Source organism: Bacillus sp. FSL H8-0545, assembly GCF_038006105.1.
Classification (GTDB): Bacteria; Bacillota; Bacilli; order Bacillales; family Bacillaceae_G; genus Bacillus_A; species Bacillus_A cereus_U.
The window spans coordinates 32501-57755 of record NZ_JBBOUO010000001.1 but is presented as its reverse complement, the minus strand read 5'-3'; the positions used below and the strand labels follow the sequence as shown (position 1 = coordinate 57755).

Here is a 25255-nt window from a genome sequence, read left to right as displayed (position 1 = left end):
TTTACCTGTTCATGTAAAAATCACCAACTATTAAACATAGTATTTTACACATTAGTTCTTCTATGCACGTCGAATTGTATTTTTTATCTTATATTAGGCATTTATTACTTCTTTTTTTACATCTGGTAAGCCTTTTAATAAATTTTCAGCAATTGTTAACCATTTCGATGTCTCTAATCCATTCGTTTTCATCACAATTTTCAATTGTGACCCCTCCATACCAAGACCGATCATACGACCAAAACTACTTCCTAGCATGAATAATTTTCCACCATCTATATTTTGGCTCGCTTGTTCAGAAAACAGGAATGTTACTTCAAACTTATTTTGCTTAATTAACTCAATTTGTTCTTTCATCGCCAACACTTTAATGTTTGCAATTTGTAATAAATAACCAACTTCTTGTGGATAATCACCAAATCTGTCGATCATCTCTTCCTGCAGCTCTTCAATATCTTCAATTGCAGAAATACCTCTAAATTGTTTATACATCATAATTTTTTGTTTACTATCTGAAATATACGCATCCGGTAAATATGCGTCTACTTCTAAATCAATTTCAACATTAACGGTATTTTCAACTCCATCTGTCCCTCTACGTTGCTCAATTGCATCTTTTAACATTTGAGAATATAGATCAAATCCGACAGAATCAATAAATCCATGTTGTTCTGCCCCTAACAAATTACCCGCACCACGAATTGATAAGTCTCTCATCGCAATTTTGAAACCAGATCCAAGCTCTGTAAACTCTTTAATTGCCTGCAGACGCCTCTCTGCAACTTCCGATAACACTTTATCACGTTTGTATGCAAAGTAGGCATACGCGACGCGATTAGAACGTCCAACACGCCCGCGAAGCTGATACAACTGCGATAATCCCATACGATCTGCATCAAATACAATTAATGTATTTACATTCGGAATATCTACACCCGTCTCGATAATTGTTGTACTTACAAGAACATCATGCTGCCCTTCTAAAAACGATAGCATAACAGACTCTAATTCACCTTCATTCATTTTCCCATGTGCGTATGTTACACGAGCATCTGGAACTAACATCGAAATTTCATCTGCTTTTCTTTCAATATCCTCCACACGGTTATATAGGAAGTAAATTTGACCGCCTCTTGCCAACTCTCGCTCTATTGCTTCTCGCATTAACGCTGGATTATACTCTACTACATATGTTTGTACTGGGAAACGATTCTCTGGTGGTGTCTCAATAACAGATAAATCGCGCACACCAAGCATAGACATATGGAGTGTACGTGGAATCGGAGTTGCCGTTAATGTTAACACGTCAACATTTGCTTTCAATTGTTTAATTTTTTCTTTATGTGTAACGCCGAATCTTTGTTCTTCATCAATAATAAGAAGTCCTAAATCTTTATACGTAACATCTTTAGATAAAATACGATGCGTTCCGATTACAATATCCACCGTTCCATCTTTTAAACCTTTAATCGTTTCATTTTGTTGTTTTCGTGTGCGGAATCTACTTAGTAACCCTATATTAATCGGGTAATCTTGAAAACGCTCTCGAATTGTTTCATAGTGTTGTTGTGCAAGGATTGTTGTCGGTACTAAAATCGCAACTTGTTTTTCATCCATAATTGCTTTAAATGCCGCACGAATAGCTACTTCAGTCTTTCCATATCCTACGTCGCCACAAAGAAGCCTATCCATCGGACGTCCGCGTTCCATATCTTTCTTAATCTCTTCAATAGAACGTAATTGATCCTCTGTCTCTTGATATGGGAAAGAAGATTCAAATTCCTGTTGTTCTGCCGTATCTGGTGTATATGCATAACCTTTCGAAGCTTCACGCTCGGCATATAATTTAATTAGGTCATCTGCAATGTCTTGTACAGATTTTTCAACTTTCGTTTTGACCTTCTTCCAATCATTTCCGCCTAATTTATAAACTTTTGGATCCTTACCTTCAGACCCTACGTATTTTTGCACTTGATCAATTTGTTCAATTGGAACGTACAACTTATCATTACCTTGATATTTAATATTTAAATAATCTTTATGAACACCATTAATCTCTAATGTCTCAATACCTAAAAATTTACCTATACCATGATTTACATGAACTACATGGTCTCCAACTTTTAATTCCGAATAACTTTTAATACGTTCAGCGTTAGATAGCTTTTGCTTACGTTGTGATTTTTTAACCTTTTTATGAAAAAGCTCTTTTTCAGTAATGACAACAAACTTTTGCATCGGCATTTCAAAGCCTGCATGTAAATCACCTACAGCAATTTGTAACCTTCCAGGCAATAAGACATCTGTGGCCTCTACAATGTCTGCATCAATATCATAATCACTTAAAATATGTTGTAGTTTTTTTACGCGTTCCTCATCTGTTCCAAGCACAACGGTCGTAAAATGCCCTTCATTCCATCTATCAATTTCAGTTTTTAACAACTGCATCTGTCCGTGGAAATCTTGCATCGTTTTACATGTCACATTCACAATGTTTTGAGGATGTGTGTGTGCTATATGGCGTAAGAATAACGTTAAATATACAAAACTTCTTTTTTTATTATGAAGAAATTCCTCAAATGAGTGGGAGAAAGATAAATCCTGAATAATTGTTCCTTCGCCAAGAAGTGAGATATACCATTCCGCTTCTTCGGTTTCAAGATGTGATGCTGTTTCTTGAATACGGGAAATCTCATCTAAAATTACAACACCGTTTTCTGGTAAATAATCTATCAGACTAGCAGGTTCTTTATAGAAAATAGATAAATATTTAAACATTTGTTCTATACTTTGTCCGTTTTTCAACATTTCAATTTCATGACTAACCGTCTCAAGTACAGCAGTCTTTAATTTATCATCGGAAAGCTTTTGCATCGTCTTAGTCAAACCTTCTTCAAGATGCTTAATTCCCGATTTCAATTCTTCCTGTGAAAATAAAAACTCTGTTGCCGGACCAAACCGAACACTTTCCCTTTTATCTTGAGAGCGCTGTTCTTCCACATCAAATAATCGAATAGAATCAACCTGTGTATCAAAGAATTCAATACGAAATGGTAATTCTTCAGTTAATGGGTAAATATCTAATATTCCCCCGCGCAAACTAAACTCTCCTGGAGCTTCTACCATCGACTTACGCTCGTAGCCAATATGATGTAAGGTATGCAAGAGCGCATCTAAATCAATCTCTTGCCCTAGATTGATTTCAATTTGCCTTTGCTTCCATAATTCTTTTATTGGTAAAAACCTACGCAGCCCTGCAACTGGCGCTACAATAATCCCATTCTCTCCCGCCGCTAAGCGATTTAACACTTCAATACGCTGCGCCTTCAATTCTGGACTTGCAACACCAACTTCCGATGCTATCAATTCATTTACCGGATATAGCCAAACATCTTTTTCACCAAGTAACGCCACTAAATCTTCATGTACTTTTTGTGCTTGGTATAAATTGTGCGTCACAATAAGTTGTGATTGCTTTGTTTTTTTATATAAAGCTGCCATTAATAATGAACGAGAGGATGTTGCCATACCCGATACAAGTTGTTCTTTCAACCCATCTTCTAGCCCATTAATAACCGATTGTATTTCTTCATTTTTATAAAATTGCTCTAATAAACCTATCATTTTCAAAACTCCTCTCAACATAAAGAGCAAGTTACTATATTTTATGCAAATATTTTGGAAAAAGAAAACAGAAAAATGCTTTGGACATGCCAAAGCGACAACATTTTATTGCAGAAATTTTTCATATTCATAATACTCAGGATAAGATGCGAGCGTTTCTTGACACGATTCACAAATCGTTTTTATATATATATTTCCATTCTCATGAAAATGAATCATATCCACTACTTCTTGCTCTGTTAGTTGAAACAAAACGTCGCTATATACTTTTTCTGCGATAATGGAGCCCACATTACTTCCGCAATGTCTACAGTAATAATAACCTTCCATACTAGCCTCCTAAATATCCAATTGCTACTAGTATGGGATAAAACAAAATAAAATATTCCAGATTGTGCGCTTAACTATTAAAAGTATTCATGATTTGGAGAAAAGGTTTATTTAACCATTCCTCACATGCATCTGCTGCATTTTCAATGGATTGATTAACGCCAGATATTTCTTCAGATGTAAAACGTCCTAATACGTAATCCACTACTTTCATCCCATTTTTCGGACGATCGATTCCCATACGGATACGTTGAAATTCTTGTGTTCCTAAATGTGAAATTGTTGATTTCACACCATTATGTCCACCCGCACTACCTTTCATGCGAAGGCGTAACTTACCTACAGGAATATCTAAATCATCGTACATAACAATGAAGTCCTCAACATCAATTTTATAATAATCCATGAGCGGACGGATACTTTCCCCAGATAAATTCATATATGTAAGTGGCTTTAGTAAGATTACTTTTTCCCCATTAACAAAGCCAGCGCCAAATACTCCTTTAAACTTTTGTTCATTCAAAGAAATACTCCAACGCTTTGCAAGTTCATCGATCGCCATAAATCCAATATTATGCCTTGTTAATTCATATTCTCTACCTGGGTTCCCAAGTCCTACTATTAATTTCATTCTTGTACCACTACTTTCTTTTTTCGATACGAAAAGACGTAACCAAGCTTGGTTACGTCTCATTCTATCCAATTAATTGAATAATACACTTACAGATTCTTCTTCGTATACACGAATGATTGCTTCTCCGATTAATGGAGCAACTGAAAGTTCATGTACTTTATCAATTTTCTTCTCTTCTGGTAATACAATAGAGTTCGTTACAACTAACTCTTTAATATTCGAATTTTGAATACGCTCAATTGCTGGGCCAGATAATACTGGGTGTGTACAGCAAGCATATACTTCAGAAGCACCGTTCTCAACAAGAGCGTTTGCCGCTAATGTAATTGTACCAGCTGTATCAATGATGTCATCAATTAAAATTGCTGTTTTGCCTTCAATGTTACCGATAATGTTCATTACCTCCGATACATTCGGACGAGGACGACGCTTATCAATAATAGCGATTGGCGCTTTTAGGCGATCCGCCATTTTTCTAGCACGCGTTACACCACCGTGATCAGGAGATACGATTACGATATCTTTAAGGCCTTTTGCTTCAAAGTAATCTGAAAGAATCGGTACACCCATTAAGTGGTCGATCGGGATATCAAAGAATCCTTGAATTTGTGGAGCATGTAAATCTAGAGTGATTACACGAGTTGCACCTGCTGTTTCAAGCAAGTTTGCTACAAGTTTCGATGTAATTGGTTCACGAGAACGCGCTTTACGGTCTTGACGCGCATAACCATAGTAAGGAATAACAATATTAATTGTTTTTGCAGATGCACGTTTCAATGCATCAATCATAATAAGTAATTCCATGATATGTTCGTTTACTGGGAAGCTTGTAGATTGAATAATGAATACATCGCAACCACGGATACTTTCTTCAATGTTAATTTGAACTTCTCCATCACTAAAACGATCAACAGAACATTTTCCTAGTCCTACTCCAATATGCTTTGCGATTTGCTCAGCAAGTTCCTTATTAGAGTTTAAAGAGAATACTTTCAAATTAGAATTTAGATATTGAGTCGACATCTAGATTAACCCTCCACATTATGATTTTTTCTTATTCAGCAATTGATCAACATAGTCTTCTTTGTTAACTTGACGTGCACGTGCTACTGATAATGCTTTTGATGGAACATTCTCTGTTATTGTAGAGCCTGCTGCCACATAAGCACCATCTTCAACTGTTACAGGAGCAACAAGGTTTGAATTACATCCAATAAATACCCCGTTACCAATTACAGTTTTAAATTTATTCTTGCCGTCGTAGTTCACCGTAATTGAACCACAACCAAGATTCACGTCTTCTCCAACTTGTGCATCCCCGATATAACTTAAGTGTGAAGCTTTACTTCTATTACCAAAAACAGTTTTTTTGATTTCTACGAAGTTTCCAACGCGCACTTCATCTCCAATAACTGAATCTGGGCGAATATGTGCAAATGGACCAACCGATACTTCTGTACCAAGTTTGCTGTCATGTACAGTAGATTGACGAATTACCGTACGATCTCCAATTTCACTATCGTGAATTACTGTATGCGGTCCAATTTCACAATCAGAACCAATTACAGTGTTACCCTCAATAACCGTTCCTGGGTGAAGAACTGTATCACTACCAATAATTGCATCCGCAGAAATGTATGTGTTACTTGGATCAATAATTGTAACACCATTTACCATGTTCTTTCGGTTGATACGATTTTTCATAATAATTTCCGCTTGCGATAGAGCGACTCTGTCGTTAACACCTAACGTTTCATCGAAGTGCTCTGTTTGATAAGCTGATACAATATGACCCTCATTTTTTAAAATTTCAATAACGTCCGGAAGGTAATATTCGCCCTGTACATTATCATTTGAAACTTTAGAAAGTGAAGCAAATAAAGCTTTATTATCAAAACAATACGTACCTGTATTGATTTCTTTAATAGCTAATTCTTTTTCATTTGCATCCTTATGCTCAACAATCTTTTCAACATGACCATTCTCATTACGAACGATACGGCCATATCCAGCAGGCTCTTCTATGTACGCTGTTAGTACCGTCGCCATTGCTCCCGCTTCTTCGTGTTGCTGAAGCAATGCTTCCATCGTTTCAGCAGTTATTAGAGGTGTATCACCACAAATAACTAAAGTTGTTCCTTCTTCATTTGCAAGTACACTTGCAGCTTGATCGACAGCATGAGCTGTACCAAGTTGTTCTGCTTGTAATGCAAACTCACTTACGTTTCCTAGCTGTTCTTGTACCTTTTCAGCACCATGTCCAACGACTGTTACAAGTTTCTGCAATCCTAATTGAGATACTTCATTGACTACATGTTGTACCATTGGTTTTCCACATACAGGATGCAGCACTTTGTATAGCTTGGACTTCATACGTGTGCCTTTACCTGCAGCTAGAATCACTGCAAATCTGTTTGACATATAGACCCTCCATCGCAACCTATTTATCCATTAACGATATTATCCTAAATCATCATATATTTCAAGAAACACATTATAACTATTAAATTTTACCATAATTCTTATAAGATGTTTTACTCTTTAGTATCTTTTTTAAGGAATAAGCTATACTATTTTAAATGATTTTGAAAAAATTAGAAGTTTTTCATCTTTATTTTTTCAAAATATGAATTTTTATAATTAGAAACGTGTATTATTCAAAAAAAAAACAAACTCCTGTAAATGCTTACAGGAGTTTGCTACAAAATTATAAGACTTTCTTTCAAAAGCCCTTTTCATTCGAATTTTACGAAGCGCCTGCTTCTTCAAACTCAACCTCTTCTAACTCGCCTAAACGATGATACTCTGTTAAAACCGCATCTTGAATTTTAGAGCGTGTATTAGAATTAATTGGATGTGCAATGTCACGGAATTCTCCATCTGGAGTACGTTTACTTGGCATTGCTACAAATAATCCATTATTACCATCAATTACACGAATATCATGAACAACAAATTCATGGTCTAGAGTAATAGAGGCAATTGCTCTCATGCGGCCTTCTGTGTTTACGCGGCGTAATCTTACGTCAGTCACTTCCATCTTGTGTTCACCACCCTTTTCTAAATAAGCGATATATTTGTATAAATTCCACAAAATTTCTATTTTCCCTTTAATTTTTTAAAAATTTTTAAGATAAAAATTTTTAAGTTAGTTGAATATAAGGATTAGTAGAGGTTATCGCTTACAAAGAGTTACTTAACTAGGGCAATTACTTCGATTTCAACAGAAACATCTTTCGGTAATTTTGCTACTTGTACACAAGAACGCGCTGGTTTATGAGTAGAGAAATAAGAACCGTATACTTCATTAACAGCATTAAAATCATCCATATCCTTTAAGAATACTGTTGTTTTTACCACTGTATCAAATGAAGCACCCGCTTCTGCTAATACCGCTTGTAAATTTTCAAATACTTGCTCTGTTTGTACTGTTACATCTCCTGTTACAAGTTCTCCACTTGCCGTTAATGGAATTTGTCCTGAACTATAGAACATATTATTTACAATAATCCCTTGTGAATATGGTCCGATTGCCTGTGGTGCTTTGCTTGTTTGAACAACTTTCATACTTTTCACCCTTTTATTATTTATTTTTACTCTTTAAAAATAGTGTACCAAAGGCAGTTTGTCCATCTATTTTGTAATTTATAAATAGGAATAAAAAAAGGTAAAGCTATCTGCTTTACCTTTTTACTCAGCCTCTACAAGCCCTTTATCAAATGGTGCAAGTGAATAATTTCCCTTTTCCACTTGAATCGCTTTTTCTTTCACATCAACTTCTGACAGACGAATTAATGATACAAAGTTATTAATAAGTCTTTCTTCAATATCCGTAGACTCTACTAATACGCCAATTCCAACAACATTAGCTTTAAACTCTTCTAGCATGCTCATCATGCCTTGAATGGTTCCGCCAGCTTTCATAAAGTCATCAATAATTAAAACATTGGATCCTTCTGGAAGGCTACGCTTTGCTAAAGTCATCGTTTGGATTCGCTTAGAGGAACCTGATACATAGTTAATACTAACAGTGGGTCCTTCTGTTACCTTATTATCTTTTCTCGCAATTACTACCGGTACATCTAAGTAGTTCGCTACTGCATAAGCAAGCGGAATTCCTTTTGTCGCTACCGTCATAACCGCATCAATTGGTTGCCTAGCAAAAACAGAAGCAAATAAACGACCTGCACCATTAATTTGGCGAGGATTACTTAAAAGATCCGTCATATATAAGTAACCGCCAGGCAAAATACGGTCTGGTTTTTCAAATAAGCTACAAAGCTCATTAATAATCAGATTCGCCTCTTCTTCACTTATATAGGGAATATATTTCACTCCTCCTGCTGCTCCTGGTATCGTTTGCAATGTGCCGACCCCTTGTTGTTCAAACGTTTGCTTAATAATAACTAGATCTTCACTAATGGAAGATTTAGCCGATTGATACCTTTCAGCAAAAAAAGTGAGGGAAACTAGCTGACGAGGATTTTGTAGCAAGTAATAAGTCAGATCGACCAATCTTGTACTTCGTCTAATTTTCATACTCTCACCTCAAATCACGAATATTCTAAACAAATCATAACGTATTATACGTCTTTATTCAAGCGTTTCTCGCTCTCCTAATAAACGAACTGCATATACTTGTTCGCAAAATCCTTTTAAACCGTTATATATACGATGCATTCGCGAATCATGGTGTACAAGACCAAATACAGTGGGGCCACTTCCACTCATTAATACGGCATCCGCACCGAATCGTTTCATCTGCGCCTTAATACGTGCAACCTCAGGATGCATCACAAACGTCACATCTTCTAAAATGTTGCCAACAGTATCACAAATTCCTTTATAGTCCCCGTCATTAATAACTTCAACCATTTTATCTACATTTGGATGTGTAACACGATTTAATTTTAAATTTCCATACACATCAGCAGTAGATACACCGATGTGGGGCTTTGCTAAAATAACCCAACAAGAAGGTGGAGTCTTTATATGTTCAATTTTTTCTCCTCTTCCAGTGGCAATTGCAGTTCCGCCATATACACAGAACGATACATCTGATCCAATTTCTGCGCCAAGCTCTGCTAATTCCTTAATTGTAAGCCCTAAATCCCATAACTTATTAAGGCCGCGTAATGTCGCTGCTGCATCACTACTTCCACCTGCTAATCCAGCTGCTACTGGAATCGTTTTTTCAATAGTAATAGATACACCTTTTTTCACATTAAACTTCTCTTTTAATAATTTCGCTGCTTGATAAGCTAAGTTGCGTTGGTCGTCTGGGACATACCGATTATGGGACAAAATTTCAATACGGTCTTCTGCTAATTCCATTAGCTCTAAACGATCTGCTAAGTCGATTGTTGTCATAATCATTTTCACTTCATGATATCCATCTTGTCTTTTTCCCAGTACATCTAACGACAGATTAATCTTTGCTGGTGCTTTCACTAGTAGCTTCAATCTATTCACCCACTCTATGTACTCAATCTTTTATCGTTTATTTTACCATAAATTTATAGTAAGACGATGAAACTTCCCTAATTATAACGAAAAGCATTCAGAATGAAACTACTTATGTCAAATGATGGCACCTTTTAGCGTGCAAAAAGCCGAGGAATCTCTCCTCGGCTACCGCAGCATAGAAAGTATCTTACAACTACTGGTTTTGCTTCATTAATTGCTGTTCTGCAATTTCTATAGCACGTTTCACCATATTACCAGCATCTTTCGCACGAATTCCGCCCCATCCTTCTTTCTGAACAACATCATAAAAGCCAAGCTCTTTTGCAAGCTCTTCTTTAAATTGATTTGACATGACTCCTCTTCGTCTACTCAATGCAGAGTCCCTCCTTATTTTGCTACGGTATAATTAGTATGCAAAATAATATAGCTTTTCATTTGTGGGAATATATGTAACAAGTAACACATTAATTATAAAATGCTTCATTATGAGGTTCATCGTAAAATGTTAACTCTACTGTCTCTGTTAAAACATCTGCATAACTATAAGATACACGTTGCAATGCATCTTCTTGCTGATCTAACTGGACAACAAACACAGAACGATACGTTTCTGCAAGTACACCCGATTGCTCCACTGTTTTTCTTCTTCCGCTATTTGCCTTTAACACAAGTCGCTGTCCAAGATGGTGATCTAATTCGCTTTTAATTTCATCTAAACGTTTTGACATATACCTTGCTACACCTCGCTGTAATTTAGATTGAACACTTAAAACACGATATATCTATCCCAATTATTAACCGCAATTTACAGACAATATCATTATAAAAGCATCATGCGTTCGAATAGATAGAAGAAATACTATATTGTACAAGTATCATTGTATAGTCTGCACATTCTTGTCGCTTTTTATCCAGATTCATTTAAATCATTTCCACATAAAAAAGCAAGATACGTATGTACCTTGCTCATTCATCATAATGTTGAAAGGGTAATCCCGTTCGTAAAATCCCTCTTGTTTCAATTCCTCCTAGTCCCTTTTCACCAGTAATTGTATTACGCACAACGTCCCATACATTGACTCTTTCCATAAATGAGGTGAAACTAACTTTGCCAACTACATATACCGGATCTAGAGCATGAATATTAATTCTAGACGGTGAACTAGCAAAATTAGCACCTGCTCGAATCAACGCCTCAAAGTGTGATTGACAAGCCCCAGCAAAAATAACGAGTTGATCTAATGATGGATACTTTTTCCGCACTTCTCGAACAGCCTGTACAAAATGTCTAGAATGTCTATATGCTGCTAAATCTCCCATAACTCCTTTTGACTTTGTATATGCATCATGTCCTGTAATAACTAAAATGTCTGGGCGAAAATGATCTATTAAGTCTACTACCTTTTCATGCATCTCCGTTTCCTTACAATGAATACCTTGAACAGGAACGCCTATTTTATTATATAAATCTAAGCACTTGCGCAAATATAAAGGATCTCCATCTATATGCAATACACGCCCTGGCATTTGAAAATAATTCACTTCACTTGTATATCCACCAGTTGAATTATGTTCATGTCTTTGTTTCATCAACACGTAATCTTGCTGAAACAACCGGTAAGTACGCTCCATCGTTTCTTTTTCACGCTTCACTCTATTTTTATGTTCTCGTTGATCTATACTAACTAAATCTGCAAGTGGTGCATCCGCCACAAGTCTAATTTCCTCTCCAAATAATATTGCCATATCGCCTTTTATTTCTATAATACGAAAAAGAATATCCCTATTATGAGAATATCGTTCAACTAATTCTCCAACATGTAAAGCCATTCTCCTACCTCCAAACTCGTTAGGCCATCTTACCTGTTTTTAAAGTATGAATTTAGGAAAGGAAAGGTGACAAAAGGGACAGTTCAAGTTGAACTGTCCCTTTCATATTCTTATGACAATTTATGAAGAATTAATGCATTACTTAATGTTGCAAACTCTTCGATAGATAGCGTTTCGCCTCTTCGCTTCGGATCAATTCCTACCTCTGTTAAAATTCGATCCAACAGCTCTTTATCTTTCGGGAAACCATTTAAATTATTTGATAAGTTATTCATTAAAGTTTTACGACGCTGTGCGAAACTTGCTCGTACTACTTCAAAGAAGAAAGTTTCATCTGTCACTTCTACAACTGGTTTAGGACGCTTTAGAAGACGGATAATCGCAGAATCAACATTTGGTTGTGGCACAAACACTGTACGCGGTACAGTCATAACTGTTTCTACCTCTGTATAATACTGAATGGCAATTGATAAAGAACCATACTCTTTCGTTCCTGGTTTAGCAGCTAAACGATCCCCAACTTCTTTTTGCATCATAACAACAAAACCGCGAACCGGTAATTTTTCTTCAAGCAATTTAAATAAGATTGGCGTTGTAATATAGTATGGTAAGTTAGCTACTACCATTACATCTTGCCCTTCTTCAAATTGCTCACTAAACACTTCATGTACATCTGCTTTTAGTACATCTTTATTTATAACTGTAACGTTGCTATATGGAGCTAACGTCTCGTCTAAAATTGGTAATAATCTCTGATCAATTTCAAAAGCCACTACTTTTTTAGCACGCTTCGCCAATTGCTCTGTTAACGCACCGATACCTGGTCCAATTTCAATTGCGCCACTTTCTGAACCGATTTCTGCGTGATCAACGATACGATTTAATACATTTGTATCAATTAAAAAATTTTGTCCTAAACTTTTTTTGAATGAAAATCCATACTTTTCAACAATGTCTTTCGTACGATTTGGTGTTGCGATATCCTTCATTTTTTTTCCTCCTGTATTACTTGCTTATAAGCTTCTGCAAATGATTCCTTTGAAACTTGAAACATTTGTAAACGTTTATGTAACTGTTTTGCATTTGTATAACCAATCTTTAATAGCTTACCCACTCTTTCTCTGCGACTCTTTGCCATTTCTCCGCCCACTAAGCCCGCATCGACTAGGTCACTCCAACTAATTTCACTTGTGTAAGCTTCCATTTCTTCATGTATATTCTCTAAAGCACGGCGAATCGACTCATTAGAAGCATGTTCGATTCCAACGCCTTTCTTCCTTTTCGCAAGTGCTTCTTCCTTCGGTAAAAAAGCATGCTTACATCCAGGAACCTTGTCAGAAATAATCTTTCGAATACGCTCTCCAGGATAATCTGGATCTGTGAAAATAATAACGCCTCGTTTTTGCTGCGCTAATTTCACTCGCTCAATAACATGATCACCGATTGCTGAACCGTTCGTTTCGATTGTATCTCCATCAACAGCACGTTTAATCGCAACTGTATCATCTTTACCTTCTACAACGATAATCTCTTTAATTTTCATGCTTGCCTCCACACTCGTTTCATCTCTACTTAGTAAAACAAAAAAATGACGACTTTTCCATTATTATTTTCCCAATCTTACATTTTAAAAAGTAGAAGAGAAAAATCTTTGTTCACTCCCCTTATTGTAACACTTCTATCTCTATCTTAATTTATCCGCAATATTTCTACACTTATGTTATGAGTAAATAGTGGGTTCTTATCATTTCTATTATCTCTCTTCTCAAAAAACAAAAAAAGAATGGGACTCCCCATTCTTTTTTATTCAACACCAAATAAGGCTTTGGCATTCTTTGTTGTTGTTTGTGCTACTTCCTCATAAGAAATTCCTTTTAAATTCGCAATTTCTTCTGCTACCAGTTTTACATAACTCGGTTCATTTCGTTTCCCTCGAAATGGGTGTGGTGTTAAATATGGACAATCTGTCTCTATCAATAATTTTTCTAACGGAATCTCCATAGCAACTTCTTTCGGTTTCTTGGCATTTTTAAATGTTACTGGCCCACCTAATGAAATTAAAAAGTTCATATCGACACATCGCTGCGCTACTTCTACACTACCGCTAAAGCAATGCATAATGCCTCCTACTTCAGCTGCATTCTCTTCCTCTAGGATATCAACAATATCTTGAGTTGCATCGCGGTTATGTATAATAATCGGTAATTTCACCTTTTTTGCTAATGCAATTTGTTTACGGAATACTTCCTTCTGTATTTCTTTTGGAGACTTATCCCAGTGATAATCTAATCCCATTTCTCCAATGGCAACTACTTTAGGGTGAGCAGCTAATTCTTCTAACCAAGCTAAATGTTCTTCATTCATGTCGATTGCATCAACGGGATGCCATCCAACTGCAGCGTAAATAAAATCATAAGCCTCTGCTAATTCAATTGCTTTCTTTATCGTTACTTCATCAAATCCAACAACAACTGTATAGGTAACTCCCGCTTCTTTCATCCTCGCGATAACTTCTTGTAAATCTTCTTCAAATTGCTCTGCATTTAAATGTGAATGTGTATCAAACAACATAATAAATAGCTCCTTTTATATTGAAATCAATTCTCTCATAGAAAACTACGCTCTTTCTAACTTAACGATAACAATACTACAATTTTAATGCAAAAAAAGGGAATGTAAAAAGAAAAAAGACGCTTCACCAATGTTACACGTGAAACATCTCTTTTCTTGTCTCAATTACTTGATTTTTGTACCACTTGGTAAATTTTGGTCAATTGATGCTAATGACAATACGCCATTCTCTTCACCTGCTAAAATCATACCTTGTGATAATTCACCACGTAATTTTACAGGTTTTAAATTCGTTACACAAATAACCTTTTTACCTTTTAGTTCTTCTGGGGAATAGAATTTAGCAATCCCAGAAACCACTTGACGCTTCTCTGTACCTAAATCAAGCTGAATTTTTAACAACTTATCTGCTTTTTTCACAGGTTCAGCAGATATTACTTCAGCTACTCGTAATTCTACTTTAAAGAAATCATCAATTGTAATTTCTTCTGCCTTTGGTTCTTCTGCTTTTTTCTCTTCTACTTTAGGAGCAGAACCTTGCATTTGTTCTTTAATATACCCCACTTCTACTTCCATTTCCAAACGAGGGAAAATAGGGTTTCCTTTTTCTACTTTTGTTCCAGCTGGAATACATCCAATTGTAGATAGGCTTTCCCAAGATTTATGCGCCTCTTCAGTAAGCCCAAGTTGAGCAAACATCTTACTTGGTGCTACTGTTAGGAATGGCATAAGCATAATACCTGTTTGACGAAGTACCTCAGCTAAGTGGGCCATTACAGACGCAAGTTTTTCACGATCATTCTCATCCTTCGCTAATACCCATGGCTGCGTTTCATCAATATATTTGTTCGTACGGCTAACTAATTGCCAAATGGAACTTAACGCTACAGAGAACTCCATATTCTCCATTGCCTCTTCTACTTTTTTCAATGTATCTTTGGCAAATGTCACTAGCGTTTCATCGAACTCAGTTACATTTGCTTTAAATGCAGGGATTTCCCCATTAAAGTATTTATCAATCATAGCTACTGTACGATTTAATAAGTTCCCTAAATCATTCGCTAAATCAAAGTTGATTCGTTCAACAAATCCTTCTGGTGTGAATACTCCATCAGATCCAAATGGAACTTCGCGAAGTAAGTAGTAACGCAATGCATCTAATCCGTAACGATCAATTAGTGTAACTGGATCTACTACGTTTCCTTTTGACTTACTCATTTTTCCATCCTTCATTAAAATCCAGCCATGAGCAAAGACTTTCTTCGGAAGTGGTAAATCTAAAGCCATTAAAATAATTGGCCAATAAATTGTATGGAAACGAACGATTTCTTTCCCAACTAAATGGACATCTGCTGGCCAGAATTTTTTATACTTCTCTTCATTTTCTGTTCCATATCCTAATGCAGTAATGTAATTAGACAACGCATCTACCCATACGTAAATAACGTGTTTTGGGTTACCTGGAACACGAACTCCCCAGTCAAATGAAGTACGAGAAACAGCTAAATCTTCTAATCCTGGTTTAATGAAGTTATTAATCATTTCATTTTTACGGGACTCCGGCTGAATGAAATGAGGGTTATCTTCATAGAACTTTAATAGTCGGTCTACATATTTACCCATTCTAAAGAAATACGATTCTTCGCGAACAAGTTCTACAGCGTGACCACTATCTGGGCTTTTCCCACCAACTACTTTGTCACCTTCCATAATTGGATCTACTAATTGATGCGCTGTATAGAATGTTTCATCTTGTACAGAATACCAACCTTCATATTCATCAAGATAAATATCACCTTGATCTACTAGCTGCTTGAAGATTTTCTCAACAACATCTTTATGACGATCTTCAGTTGTACGAATAAAATCATCATAAGAGATATCCACCTTCTCCCAAAGTTCTTTAATCCCTGATACAATGTTATCCACATATGCTTGTGGTGTAACATTTAGTTCTTCTGCTTTCTTTTGGATCTTCTGTCCATGCTCATCAGTTCCTGTTAAATAATGAACATTGTATCCTTGCATACGCTTATATCGTGCCATCGCATCTCCTGCTACTGTCGTATAAGCATGTCCAATGTGTAACTTTCCACTTGGATAATAAATTGGGGTAGTAATATAAAAGGACTTATTTTCCTCTTTCATCGTTTTGGACCTCCCGAATAACCTCATATGTATTTATAAACAGTATATCAAAAACTCACATATAAAAACGAGTTAATGCTCGATATCTTTATCATCTATTACTCATATTCAAAAAAAATATACAATATTTTTTTGAAAAGTATAAATATTATAAAAAATAATACGAAACAATTATAGAAATGACTCACATTCTATTATATATAAGAAGTATAAAAATCTATAAATCTTTTTTAAAAATATAGAATTTAAGAATTGACGGAAATGTAAATGATTGGTATCATATGTCCATAGGGTATTTTGTCGAAAAATGACGAATCAAAAAAATAGACTCGAAACTTATAAACTATTTATTTAGGAGGAAAAGAATTATGAAATCTACTGGTATCGTTCGTAAAGTTGATGAATTAGGTCGTGTAGTAATTCCAATCGAATTACGCCGTACTTTAGGTATTGCAGAAAAGGATGCTCTTGAAATCTACGTGGATGAAGAAAAAATCATCTTAAAGAAATATAAACCAAACATGACTTGCCAAGTAACTGGTGAAGTATCTGATGGTAACCTATCTTTAGCTGAAGGTAAAATTATCTTAAGTAAAGAAGGCGCTGAACAGGTCTTAAACGAACTTCAAGATTATATCGAAACAGCAAAATAAGCTTCTCAATTATGAGAAGCTTATTTTTTATCAACATGATAGATTTGATATACATCACGTTTCGACAAATCTCGGTCTTTAGCAACTGTTTTAATCGCTTCTTTTGAATTCATACCTTTTTCATTTATATAATGTTCAATATGATTATATACTGAAATAGCTTCCCACCATTGTTCTTCTTGAGTAGGTTCTTCTGTTGAACCTGCTACTAAAATACAAAACTCCCCACGAACTTCATTTTGCTTCGTCCACTCAATCGCTTCTTCAATTGTTCCACGAATAAACTCTTCAAATTTTTTCGTTAGCTCACGACATAATACGATTTCCCTATTTCCTAATACTTCTTGCATAGAGATTAAAGTGTCATCTAAACGATGCGGTGCCTCGTAAAACATCATTGTAGTTGGAATATAGCGTAGTTTTTCTAATTCAAGCTTACGTCCCTTTTTATTTCTTTGCAGGAAACCATAGAAATAAAAATGTTTTGTCTCAAGTCCTGATGCAATTAATGCTGTAAGAGCCGCATTTGCCCCAGGAAGCGGAATAACATGATATTGTTCTGCTACAGCCTCTACAACGATATCATAACCAGGATCTGAAATACATGGCATACCAGCATCGCTCACAATGGCTACAGTCTTACCTTCTTCTAACTTATCTAAAATTTTCCGTCCACTTACTCCTTTATTATGCTCATGATAACTCATAACTGGTGTTTCAATTTCAAAGTAATTACAAAGTTTCTTCGTTTGCCTTGTATCTTCCGCAGCAATAATGTCTGCCTCTTTTAAAATTCGGATTGCACGAAATGTCATATCCTCTAAATTTCCAATTGGAGTCGGTACTAAATATAAAACTCCCTTTTCATTTTGCTGAAAGCTTTTTTGCTGCCACATAGCGTTCTCCTTTTTGCATATATTCTTCTTTTTGTTTCCTCGTTAACTGTTTAAAGTGATATTCAGCTTGCATAGCCGTTCGTTTATCCTCATGATCCTCTACATATTTTAAACCAACTGGAAGCCTAGCGCGGGTATATCTAGCACCTTTTCCACTATTATGGGTCTGAATCCGTTTTTCTATATGATTTGTATATCCAGCATAATAACTTCCATCAGAACACTCCACCACATAAAAACAATGCTTATTCTTCTCCATATAAAATTGAACGAAGCTCCTTTGTATATTCGTTGTTTTCTTCATATACAAAAAGAGGTGGTAAGATTTTTAAATCTGCATTCCCATCCTTAATTCCTTCAATTAACAATGTATTCGCTTCTTTACCAGCCTTAGGATAAACAAATCGCACACGTTTCGGTTCGATTTTGTATTTACGCATTAATGTGACGATGTCGAGTAAACGACCTGGACGATGTACAAATGCTACTTTCCCACCCTGTTTCACTAACTGGCTACTTGCATATACAACATCCTCTAATGTGCACATAATTTCATGACGAGCTATCGCTAAATGTTCATTGATATTCTTCTCAGAAGTTTGTGGTGTTTGAAAATAGGGAGGATTACATGTTACAACATCATATTGATGCCGTCCAAGTTTCTCCGGCATATCTTTCAAATCTCCATGGATTAAATGAATTCTTTCTTCTAAATTATTGTATTGAACGCTTCTTATTCCCATATCATATAAGCGCTCTTGAATTTCTACACCTGTAATTTTCCCTTTTGTCCTTGTACTTAATAAAAGAGGGATAACTGCGTTACCTGTACACAAATCAAGTAAATTACCTTTTTGAATTGGCACCCAAGCAAAATCTGCAAGTAAAACGGCATCCAAAGAAAAATTAAATACTGATGGACTTTGTACAATCTTCATATCTTGCGCTAATAAGTAATCTAAACGCTCATCTTCATATAAATTCATATATTGCTCCCTTTCTTACACTTAACCTACCCTATTTCATCCGCTATTAATGTAAAAATAAATTTCATTCTACCCTCATGTATAAAAAATTACCTTTCCAATTATATTGGAAAGGTAATCTCACTTTTTATTTAAAAATGACAGACAGAATAAACAATCTCCCTCTTTACGTACACTTCCATAATGTAGATTGCAAATATGAAAACCTTCTTGATATAGTCTCGCTAGGTTATCGTAGCCTTCACCAATATCTGTCTTCGCCTTCATTTCTTTGCGTTTTTGAGTTTTTTGTTTTTCCTTGTTCTGCACTTCTTCAAAACGATGTCGCAAATTTTCATTTTCCATTTTTATATGTTGGTTTTCTTCCAATAATTCTGCAAGATGTTGTTTTAATTCTCCCAACTGTTTGTATAAATGTCCAATTTGCTCTTCCATACTAGAAACCGATGCAAAAATATCCTTTTTCTCCACAAGCACCCACCTCATTAATCTGTGGTTTGACTCGAAACGACCCCTTTATTAATTAATTCATCTAACGTATATTCTACTATCCGTTCCTTGTCTACTAGTTCCACTTGAATTAATCTTTCTAAAATATTTAATCCGATAACACGGCCAGTACCTTGCGGTGTTTGTATACGTTGATCTAAATCAGGAAGTTGTTCCTTTGCTGCCTCATATTCATCATTCTCATATTTTAAGCAACACATTAAGCGACCACATAAACCAGAGATTTTTGCAGGATTTAATGATAAATTTTGATCCTTTGCCATTTTAATGGATACAGGTTCAAAATCTCCTAAGAAAGTAGAACAACAAAGCATACGACCACATGGACCAATACCACCAAGCATTTTTGCTTCGTCACGAACACCTATCTGCCTCAGCTCAATTCTTGTCCTAAAAATTGCCGCTAAGTCTTTCACTAGTTCCCGGAAATCAATCCGACCATCCGCAGTAAAGTAAAAAATAATCTTATTACGATCGAACGTATACTCTACATCTACAAGCTTCATATCAAGATTATGTTCTCCTACCTTTTGTTGACAAACTTGATATGCTTCTTTCGCAGCATGCCTATTCTCTTCAACAATGGTACGATCATTTTCATTTGCAATACGAATAACTTTTTTAAGCGGTAATACAACGTCGTTTTCATCAACTTGCTTTTTGGTAATAACTACTTTTCCGTATTCAATACCTCTTACCGTTTCTACAATTACAAACTCATTTTCTGAGATATCGAACTGATTTGGATCAAAGTAATATACCTTTCCGGCCTTCTTAAAGCGAACACCTACTACATCATACAAAACGGTCATCCCTCCTGCAACCGCAACACTAACTGTTCGAACACAAGCTGCGCATTTACATTAGCGTTGATTCTATTTTTTGCCTCTAATATATTAAAGAGAGCTGATACAATGCGCTTCTGAGCATAAGAAAAGGATTCAAACATCTCTTTCTGCTCATGAAAAACAAGACGATCTTCTTCTCCAAGTTGAACATATAATAAATCCTTATAAATAAGGAGTAACATATCTAAGCCTTGCTGTAATTGTTCTTTCTCTCCAAAGTGCTTCCCCCATTTTTCTTGTACAAAAAAAATAGAGGCCTTATCTTTTTCGAGCGCTTCACATAATTTTATCACTAAAGCTCTCGCTTGTGCAAACCATTCATCATTACACATTAATAAAGCTTCTTCAAAACTGTTTGTAAGCTGCGCAGCAAGTGTAGATAAAGAAACTGTAATACCCTCTTCCTCTAATCTCTTAATTAAAGATTTTGTAGGCAACGGTCTAAATGTAACAACTTGACAACGAGATAAAATTGTATTTAAAATCTGATGACTTTGTTCAGTAAGTAAAATAGCTGTTGTATCACTACTTGGTTCTTCTAAAAACTTTAAAAGCGTATTCGCTGCATTTGCTGTCATACGATCTGCATGCTCAATAATATATACTTTTTTATTTGCTTCTAATCCTGTTTTTGAAAACTCTTCTTGTAAATCGTGAATTTGCTGTTTTTTAATAGATAATCCATCTGGTTTTACAATATGTAAGTTTGGGTAGTTACCTGAATCAATTCGGCGACAATTCGTACATACATGACAAGGCTCTACACCATTTCTTTGTGAACAGAGGAAACTTTTTGCCATTTGAATTGCTGTGGCGAACTTCCCAGTCCCTTTCCCTCCCTCTAACAAGTAAGCGTGGGATATACGCTCTTTTGCAATGCTATTCATCAACATTTTGACACCGATGGGCTGTATAGCAGAAAGCTGCTCCCACGTATTTATCATACTGCATACCTCACTTATTTCATTCTTTCCTTCTATTATAACAATTTATCTTCTATAATCTGAACAACTTCTTCTATAAGTTTTTTCATTGGTTGATCAGCATTTACTAATACAATGCGATTAGAAAAACGCTCTACAACTTGTAAATACCCTTCACGCACACGTTTATGGAAAGAGATATCTTCCATGTCTAGTCGATTTACTTCACGTCCTGCATCTTTTTCAATTCGTGCTAAACCTACCTCTGGCTCAATATCTAAATAGATTGTTAAACTAGGCATACAATCTTCCGTTGCGAAACGATTAATTTCAAATACTTTATCCATACCTAAGCCTCTTGCATACCCTTGATACGCTAAAGAGCTATCTATAAAACGATCACATAGTACAAGATAGTTTTCCTCAAGTGCCGGCATAACTTTTTCCACTAAATGTTGTCTACGTGCAGCAGCATATAAGAGCGCCTCTGTACGTGCCTCCATCATCGTATACTCTTGTTTATGTAAAATTGTTCTAATATCTTCAGAAATTGCAATACCACCCGGTTCCCTGGTCGCCATTACCTTTTGTGCCTTTTGCTCAAAATATGGTAATAAACTTTTAATTAATGTTGTTTTACCCGAACCTTCTGGCCCCTCAATTGTTACAAATAATCCCTTCATCCTAAAACCTACTTTCTATATCATACACGGTCATATATTTCGTACTACCTTGAAAACGAGCCCCTGTTTTCTCTAAATGAGTAATTTGCTTTGTATGTTCTTGAGTAATTCTCTCTCCATACATGATCAATGGAATTCCAGGTGGATACGGAATCACCATTTCTGCCGCTATCATACCAACGGCTTCTTCTAGAGGAGATACTAACTTCGTTTCGTATCTCTCTAATTGTTTATACGTATACGGTAAAGGGGAAATTTCCCCTTTATAAGTATAACGAATTGATGCTGTCTTGTCTTTTACCTTATATTGCTGCAAAGCTACTCGAATTATCTCTATAGCTTTCATATACCCCTCATTTACTTGTAACGGTAATATAAATAGGACGTTATATGGATCTGCCATTTCCGTATATATACCGACCTTTTCAAATACAGACTGTAATTCATACCCCGATAACTGACAGCGAGTTTGCACTGTAACCTTTAATTCATCTTGCGATGGATATTGCAAGATGGCTATTTGTGGGATAGATCGCAATCCTTCTTTAAATCGGCGTAAAAACTCAACAATTTCATCATGACCCTCTTCCTTTATAACTGCTATTGCAAAACGTGCTATATCAAGAGAAGCCATAATTGGATACGATGGGCTACTAGATTGTAGCATACTTAAATAGGCGGAAACTTTTTCTTCGCTCACTAAACGGCTATTTATATGTAAATAAGATCCCATTGTCATCGCAGGTAATGTTTTATGTGCGGAATGAACCACAATATCCGCACCATAAACTAATGCTGACTTCGGGAAGGGGTCCCCTATACAAAAATGTGCCCCATGGGCTTCATCTACTAGAACAGGAATTTTATGTGCATGTGCGTAAGCAATACTTGCCTCTAAATCAATTCCCATACCATAGTAATTAGGATGTGTTAAAATAAGTGCTTTTGCATTTGGATACTTTGTAATTGCCTCCTTAATAATGTCATCATGAACACCTACTGGTACGTTATGTACTTCATCAATCCATGGGTTTAAAAAGACCGGATTCGCCCCTGCTAATTTCAAACCATTAATGATTGATTTATGACAATTTCTTTGTACGAGGACAATATCATGTTCGCCGCAGCAAGATAAAATCATTGCTAAATTTCCAACTGTTGAACCATTAATTAAAAAATAACTTTTGTGCACGCCATATACTTCAGCTAATAATTGCTGTGCTTCATCTATACATTCAAACGGACTATGTAAATCATCTAATCCTGTTAACTCTGTTACATCAATCGATAATATGTCCTTAAACCCCCCTGAAGCTTTCTTAGGGAAGTTTAAACCATTCTTATGACCCGGAACATGAAAAGATAGTAGTCGCCTTTCTTTAAATTCCATTAACGCCTCATATAAAGGCATACGATTTTGATTCATATACATCTCTTCCTTATTATTCATTCTGTATCTATTATACAGATATTAGGGCAAAAAAAATAATAGGCATAATGCCTATTTAAAAATATGATACTTCTAATTTTCGCAGTTGTGTTAAATAATGTATATACTTCGGGTCATTTGTTTCAGTATTCACCAGATTTCTTTCGCACTCATAACATATTAAATTATTATATACATATATTCCTTCTCCTCTTTTTGTCTCACAAACGATGCAAATTTCACTTGGTAATTTCATAATCTTTCCTCCCTTTTTAAGTAAACATATTATATACCTCTATTCCTTAACAAATTTCCGGAAAATATACATCAATTTCTTATATAATATGATTTATTCTTGGGCAACGTGTTTGTATTACTTATGTATTCCCTTTACTTCTTTCGTGTACTGTTTAAAAACAAAAAAACACAAGTCAAAAGACTTGTGTTTTTATCTTGCTTGGCGACGTCCTACTCTCACAGGGACAAGGTCCCAACTACCATCGGCGCTAGAGAGCTTAACTTCCGTGTTCGGTATGGGAACGGGTGTGACCTCTCTGCCATCATCACCAAACTATTGAAGGTATATTCCTTCAAAACTAGATAACATTTGCTTCATATTATATGGTTAAGTCCTCGATCTATTAGTATTCGTCAGCTCCACATGTCACCATGCTTCCACCTCGAACCTATCAACCTGATCATCTTTCAGGGATCTTACTAGCTTACGCTATGGGAAATCTCATCTTGAGGGGGGCTTCATGCTTAGATGCTTTCAGCACTTATCCCTTCCGCACATAGCTACCCAGCTATGCCCTTGGCAGAACAACTGGTACACCAGCGGTGCGTCCATCCCGGTCCTCTCGTACTAAGGACAGCTCCTCTCAAATTTCCTGCGCCCACGACGGATAGGGACCGAACTGTCTCACGACGTTCTGAACCCAGCTCGCGTACCGCTTTAATGGGCGAACAGCCCAACCCTTGGGACCGACTACAGCCCCAGGATGCGATGAGCCGACATCGAGGTGCCAAACCTCCCCGTCGATGTGGACTCTTGGGGGAGATAAGCCTGTTATCCCCGGGGTAGCTTTTATCCGTTGAGCGATGGCCCTTCCATGCGGAACCACCGGATCACTAAGCCCGACTTTCGTCCCTGCTCGACTTGTAGGTCTCGCAGTCAAGCTCCCTTATGCCTTTGCACTCTACGAATGATTTCCAACCATTCTGAGGGAACCTTTGGGCGCCTCCGTTACACTTTAGGAGGCGACCGCCCCAGTCAAACTGCCCACCTGACACTGTCTCCCGGGTCGATAAGACCCGTAGGTTAGAATTTCAATACAGTCAGGGCGGTATCCCACCAGCGCCTCCACCGAAGCTAGCGCTCCGGTTTCAATGGCTCCCGCCTATCCTGTACAAACTGTACCAAAATTCAATATCAGGCTACAGTAAAGCTCCACGGGGTCTTTCCGTCCTGTCGCGGGTAACCTGCATCTTCACAGGTACTATAATTTCACCGAGTCTCTGGTTGAGACAGTGCCCAAATCGTTACACCTTTCGTGCGGGTCGGAACTTACCCGACAAGGAATTTCGCTACCTTAGGACCGTTATAGTTACGGCCGCCGTTTACTGGGGCTTCAGTTCAGAGCTTCGCTTACGCTAACCCCTCTCCTTAACCTTCCAGCACCGGGCAGGTGTCAGCCCCTATACTTCGCCTTACGGCTTCGCAG

At 36.4% G+C, this 25255-nt stretch carries 26 protein-coding genes and 2 rRNA genes (1 of these 28 only partly in view); 1 reads left to right on the top strand and 27 read right to left on the bottom strand.

What is annotated here, in order from left to right; genetic code table 11:
- Nucleotides 1-93 precede the first annotated feature (93 nt).
- The 16 genes from mfd to metG all read right to left on the bottom strand — a co-directional run bounded on the left by mfd (nucleotide 94) and on the right by metG (nucleotide 16603).
- Entirely contained in the window at nucleotides 94-3624 is a 3531-nt protein-coding gene (gene mfd, locus MHI07_RS00300) for a transcription-repair coupling factor (protein WP_078181057.1), read from the bottom strand.
- Nucleotides 3625-3729: 105 nt separating this feature from the next.
- A complete protein-coding gene (locus MHI07_RS00295; protein ID WP_002091576.1) occupies nucleotides 3730-3954 on the bottom strand; it encodes an anti-sigma-F factor Fin family protein in 225 nt (74 codons plus the stop codon).
- Between the two features lie 70 nt (nucleotides 3955-4024).
- Nucleotides 4025-4585, bottom strand: coding sequence for an aminoacyl-tRNA hydrolase (gene pth / locus MHI07_RS00290; RefSeq protein WP_002144538.1), 561 nt, complete (start codon nucleotides 4583-4585; stop codon nucleotides 4025-4027).
- Nucleotides 4586-4657: 72 nt separating this feature from the next.
- Nucleotides 4658-5611 (bottom strand): ribose-phosphate diphosphokinase, encoded by a 954-nt coding sequence (locus MHI07_RS00285; protein WP_002091580.1) that lies wholly within the window; start codon nucleotides 5609-5611, stop codon nucleotides 4658-4660.
- 18 nt (nucleotides 5612-5629) lie between these two features.
- Entirely contained in the window at nucleotides 5630-7009 is a 1380-nt protein-coding gene (gene glmU, locus MHI07_RS00280; RefSeq protein WP_340821404.1) for a bifunctional UDP-N-acetylglucosamine diphosphorylase/glucosamine-1-phosphate N-acetyltransferase GlmU, read from the bottom strand.
- 325 nt (nucleotides 7010-7334) lie between these two features.
- On the bottom strand, nucleotides 7335-7628 hold the full coding sequence (gene spoVG, locus MHI07_RS00275; RefSeq protein ID WP_000454042.1) for a septation regulator SpoVG: 294 nt from the start codon (nucleotides 7626-7628) through the stop codon (nucleotides 7335-7337).
- Between the two features lie 152 nt (nucleotides 7629-7780).
- Entirely contained in the window at nucleotides 7781-8155 is a 375-nt protein-coding gene (locus MHI07_RS00270; protein WP_000869819.1) for a RidA family protein, read from the bottom strand.
- A 123-nt stretch (nucleotides 8156-8278) separates the two neighbouring features.
- Nucleotides 8279-9127: a pur operon repressor gene (gene purR, locus MHI07_RS00265; protein ID WP_002159635.1), complete on the bottom strand. Its 849-nt coding sequence runs from the start codon at nucleotides 9125-9127 to the stop codon at nucleotides 8279-8281.
- A 54-nt stretch (nucleotides 9128-9181) separates the two neighbouring features.
- Nucleotides 9182-10051 carry a 4-(cytidine 5'-diphospho)-2-C-methyl-D-erythritol kinase gene (ispE, locus tag MHI07_RS00260; protein WP_131232837.1) on the bottom strand — a complete coding sequence of 290 codons (870 nt, stop codon included), beginning with the start codon at nucleotides 10049-10051 and terminating at the stop codon, nucleotides 9182-9184.
- Between the two features lie 196 nt (nucleotides 10052-10247).
- Nucleotides 10248-10427, bottom strand: coding sequence for an acid-soluble spore protein SspF (gene sspF, locus MHI07_RS00255; protein WP_001985066.1), 180 nt, complete (start codon nucleotides 10425-10427; stop codon nucleotides 10248-10250).
- 91 nt (nucleotides 10428-10518) lie between these two features.
- Nucleotides 10519-10782 carry a biofilm formation stimulator Veg gene (gene veg / locus MHI07_RS00250; protein WP_002107294.1) on the bottom strand — a complete coding sequence of 88 codons (264 nt, stop codon included), beginning with the start codon at nucleotides 10780-10782 and terminating at the stop codon, nucleotides 10519-10521.
- A 238-nt stretch (nucleotides 10783-11020) separates the two neighbouring features.
- A complete protein-coding gene (yabG, locus tag MHI07_RS00245) occupies nucleotides 11021-11884 on the bottom strand; it encodes a sporulation peptidase YabG (RefSeq protein ID WP_002107293.1) in 864 nt (287 codons plus the stop codon).
- Between the two features lie 110 nt (nucleotides 11885-11994).
- Nucleotides 11995-12873 carry a 16S rRNA (adenine(1518)-N(6)/adenine(1519)-N(6))-dimethyltransferase RsmA gene (gene rsmA / locus MHI07_RS00240; RefSeq protein ID WP_002091590.1) on the bottom strand — a complete coding sequence of 293 codons (879 nt, stop codon included), beginning with the start codon at nucleotides 12871-12873 and terminating at the stop codon, nucleotides 11995-11997.
- On the bottom strand, nucleotides 12870-13427 hold the full coding sequence (rnmV, locus tag MHI07_RS00235) for a ribonuclease M5 (RefSeq protein ID WP_002159637.1): 558 nt from the start codon (nucleotides 13425-13427) through the stop codon (nucleotides 12870-12872). Before rnmV ends, rsmA begins: the two co-directional genes overlap by 4 nt.
- Before the next feature lie 260 nt (nucleotides 13428-13687).
- The gene (locus tag MHI07_RS00230) at nucleotides 13688-14455 is read right to left on the bottom strand and encodes a TatD family hydrolase (protein WP_002159638.1); all 768 of its coding nucleotides are present in this window, start codon (nucleotides 14453-14455) and stop codon (nucleotides 13688-13690) included.
- A gap of 165 nt (nucleotides 14456-14620) precedes the next feature.
- A complete protein-coding gene (metG, locus tag MHI07_RS00225; RefSeq protein WP_445661743.1) occupies nucleotides 14621-16603 on the bottom strand; it encodes a methionine--tRNA ligase in 1983 nt (660 codons plus the stop codon).
- A gap of 368 nt (nucleotides 16604-16971) precedes the next feature.
- On the opposite strand from metG, the gene MHI07_RS00220 reads away from it, so the two are divergent.
- The gene (locus tag MHI07_RS00220) at nucleotides 16972-17256 is read left to right on the top strand and encodes an AbrB/MazE/SpoVT family DNA-binding domain-containing protein (RefSeq protein WP_002063374.1); all 285 of its coding nucleotides are present in this window, start codon (nucleotides 16972-16974) and stop codon (nucleotides 17254-17256) included.
- Between the two features lie 20 nt (nucleotides 17257-17276).
- Here MHI07_RS00220 and rsmI read toward each other — a convergent pair whose 3' ends face one another.
- The 11 genes from rsmI to MHI07_RS00165 all read right to left on the bottom strand — a co-directional run.
- Complete coding sequence (gene rsmI / locus MHI07_RS00215; RefSeq protein ID WP_002159640.1) at nucleotides 17277-18152, bottom strand: 16S rRNA (cytidine(1402)-2'-O)-methyltransferase; 876 nt, start codon at nucleotides 18150-18152, stop codon at nucleotides 17277-17279.
- The gene (locus MHI07_RS00210; protein WP_002107287.1) at nucleotides 18121-18411 is read right to left on the bottom strand and encodes a GIY-YIG nuclease family protein; all 291 of its coding nucleotides are present in this window, start codon (nucleotides 18409-18411) and stop codon (nucleotides 18121-18123) included. Before MHI07_RS00210 ends, rsmI begins: the two co-directional genes overlap by 32 nt.
- Nucleotides 18398-19138 carry a tRNA1(Val) (adenine(37)-N6)-methyltransferase gene (locus MHI07_RS00205; RefSeq protein WP_016106811.1) on the bottom strand — a complete coding sequence of 247 codons (741 nt, stop codon included), beginning with the start codon at nucleotides 19136-19138 and terminating at the stop codon, nucleotides 18398-18400. Before MHI07_RS00205 ends, MHI07_RS00210 begins: the two co-directional genes overlap by 14 nt.
- A gap of 120 nt (nucleotides 19139-19258) precedes the next feature.
- Nucleotides 19259-19609 carry a DNA replication initiation control protein YabA gene (yabA, locus tag MHI07_RS00200; protein ID WP_002009639.1) on the bottom strand — a complete coding sequence of 117 codons (351 nt, stop codon included), beginning with the start codon at nucleotides 19607-19609 and terminating at the stop codon, nucleotides 19259-19261.
- Between the two features lie 14 nt (nucleotides 19610-19623).
- A complete protein-coding gene (locus MHI07_RS00195; RefSeq protein WP_002144546.1) occupies nucleotides 19624-20451 on the bottom strand; it encodes a PSP1 domain-containing protein in 828 nt (275 codons plus the stop codon).
- 5 nt (nucleotides 20452-20456) lie between these two features.
- Nucleotides 20457-21440, bottom strand: coding sequence for a DNA polymerase III subunit delta' (holB, locus tag MHI07_RS00190; protein WP_002159641.1), 984 nt, complete (start codon nucleotides 21438-21440; stop codon nucleotides 20457-20459).
- A gap of 35 nt (nucleotides 21441-21475) precedes the next feature.
- The gene (tmk, locus tag MHI07_RS00185) at nucleotides 21476-22102 is read right to left on the bottom strand and encodes a dTMP kinase (RefSeq protein WP_002107283.1); all 627 of its coding nucleotides are present in this window, start codon (nucleotides 22100-22102) and stop codon (nucleotides 21476-21478) included.
- Nucleotide 22103: 1 nt separating this feature from the next.
- On the bottom strand, nucleotides 22104-23528 hold the full coding sequence (locus tag MHI07_RS00180; protein ID WP_340821394.1) for an aminotransferase class I/II-fold pyridoxal phosphate-dependent enzyme: 1425 nt from the start codon (nucleotides 23526-23528) through the stop codon (nucleotides 22104-22106).
- A 79-nt stretch (nucleotides 23529-23607) separates the two neighbouring features.
- On the bottom strand, nucleotides 23608-23787 hold the full coding sequence (locus MHI07_RS00175) for a sigma factor G inhibitor Gin (RefSeq protein WP_002159645.1): 180 nt from the start codon (nucleotides 23785-23787) through the stop codon (nucleotides 23608-23610).
- A gap of 199 nt (nucleotides 23788-23986) precedes the next feature.
- A 5S ribosomal RNA gene (gene rrf / locus MHI07_RS00170) occupies nucleotides 23987-24102 on the bottom strand.
- Nucleotides 24103-24152: 50 nt separating this feature from the next.
- Nucleotides 24153-25255: ribosomal RNA gene (locus MHI07_RS00165) — 23S ribosomal RNA — on the bottom strand; it runs 1819 nt beyond the window's last position.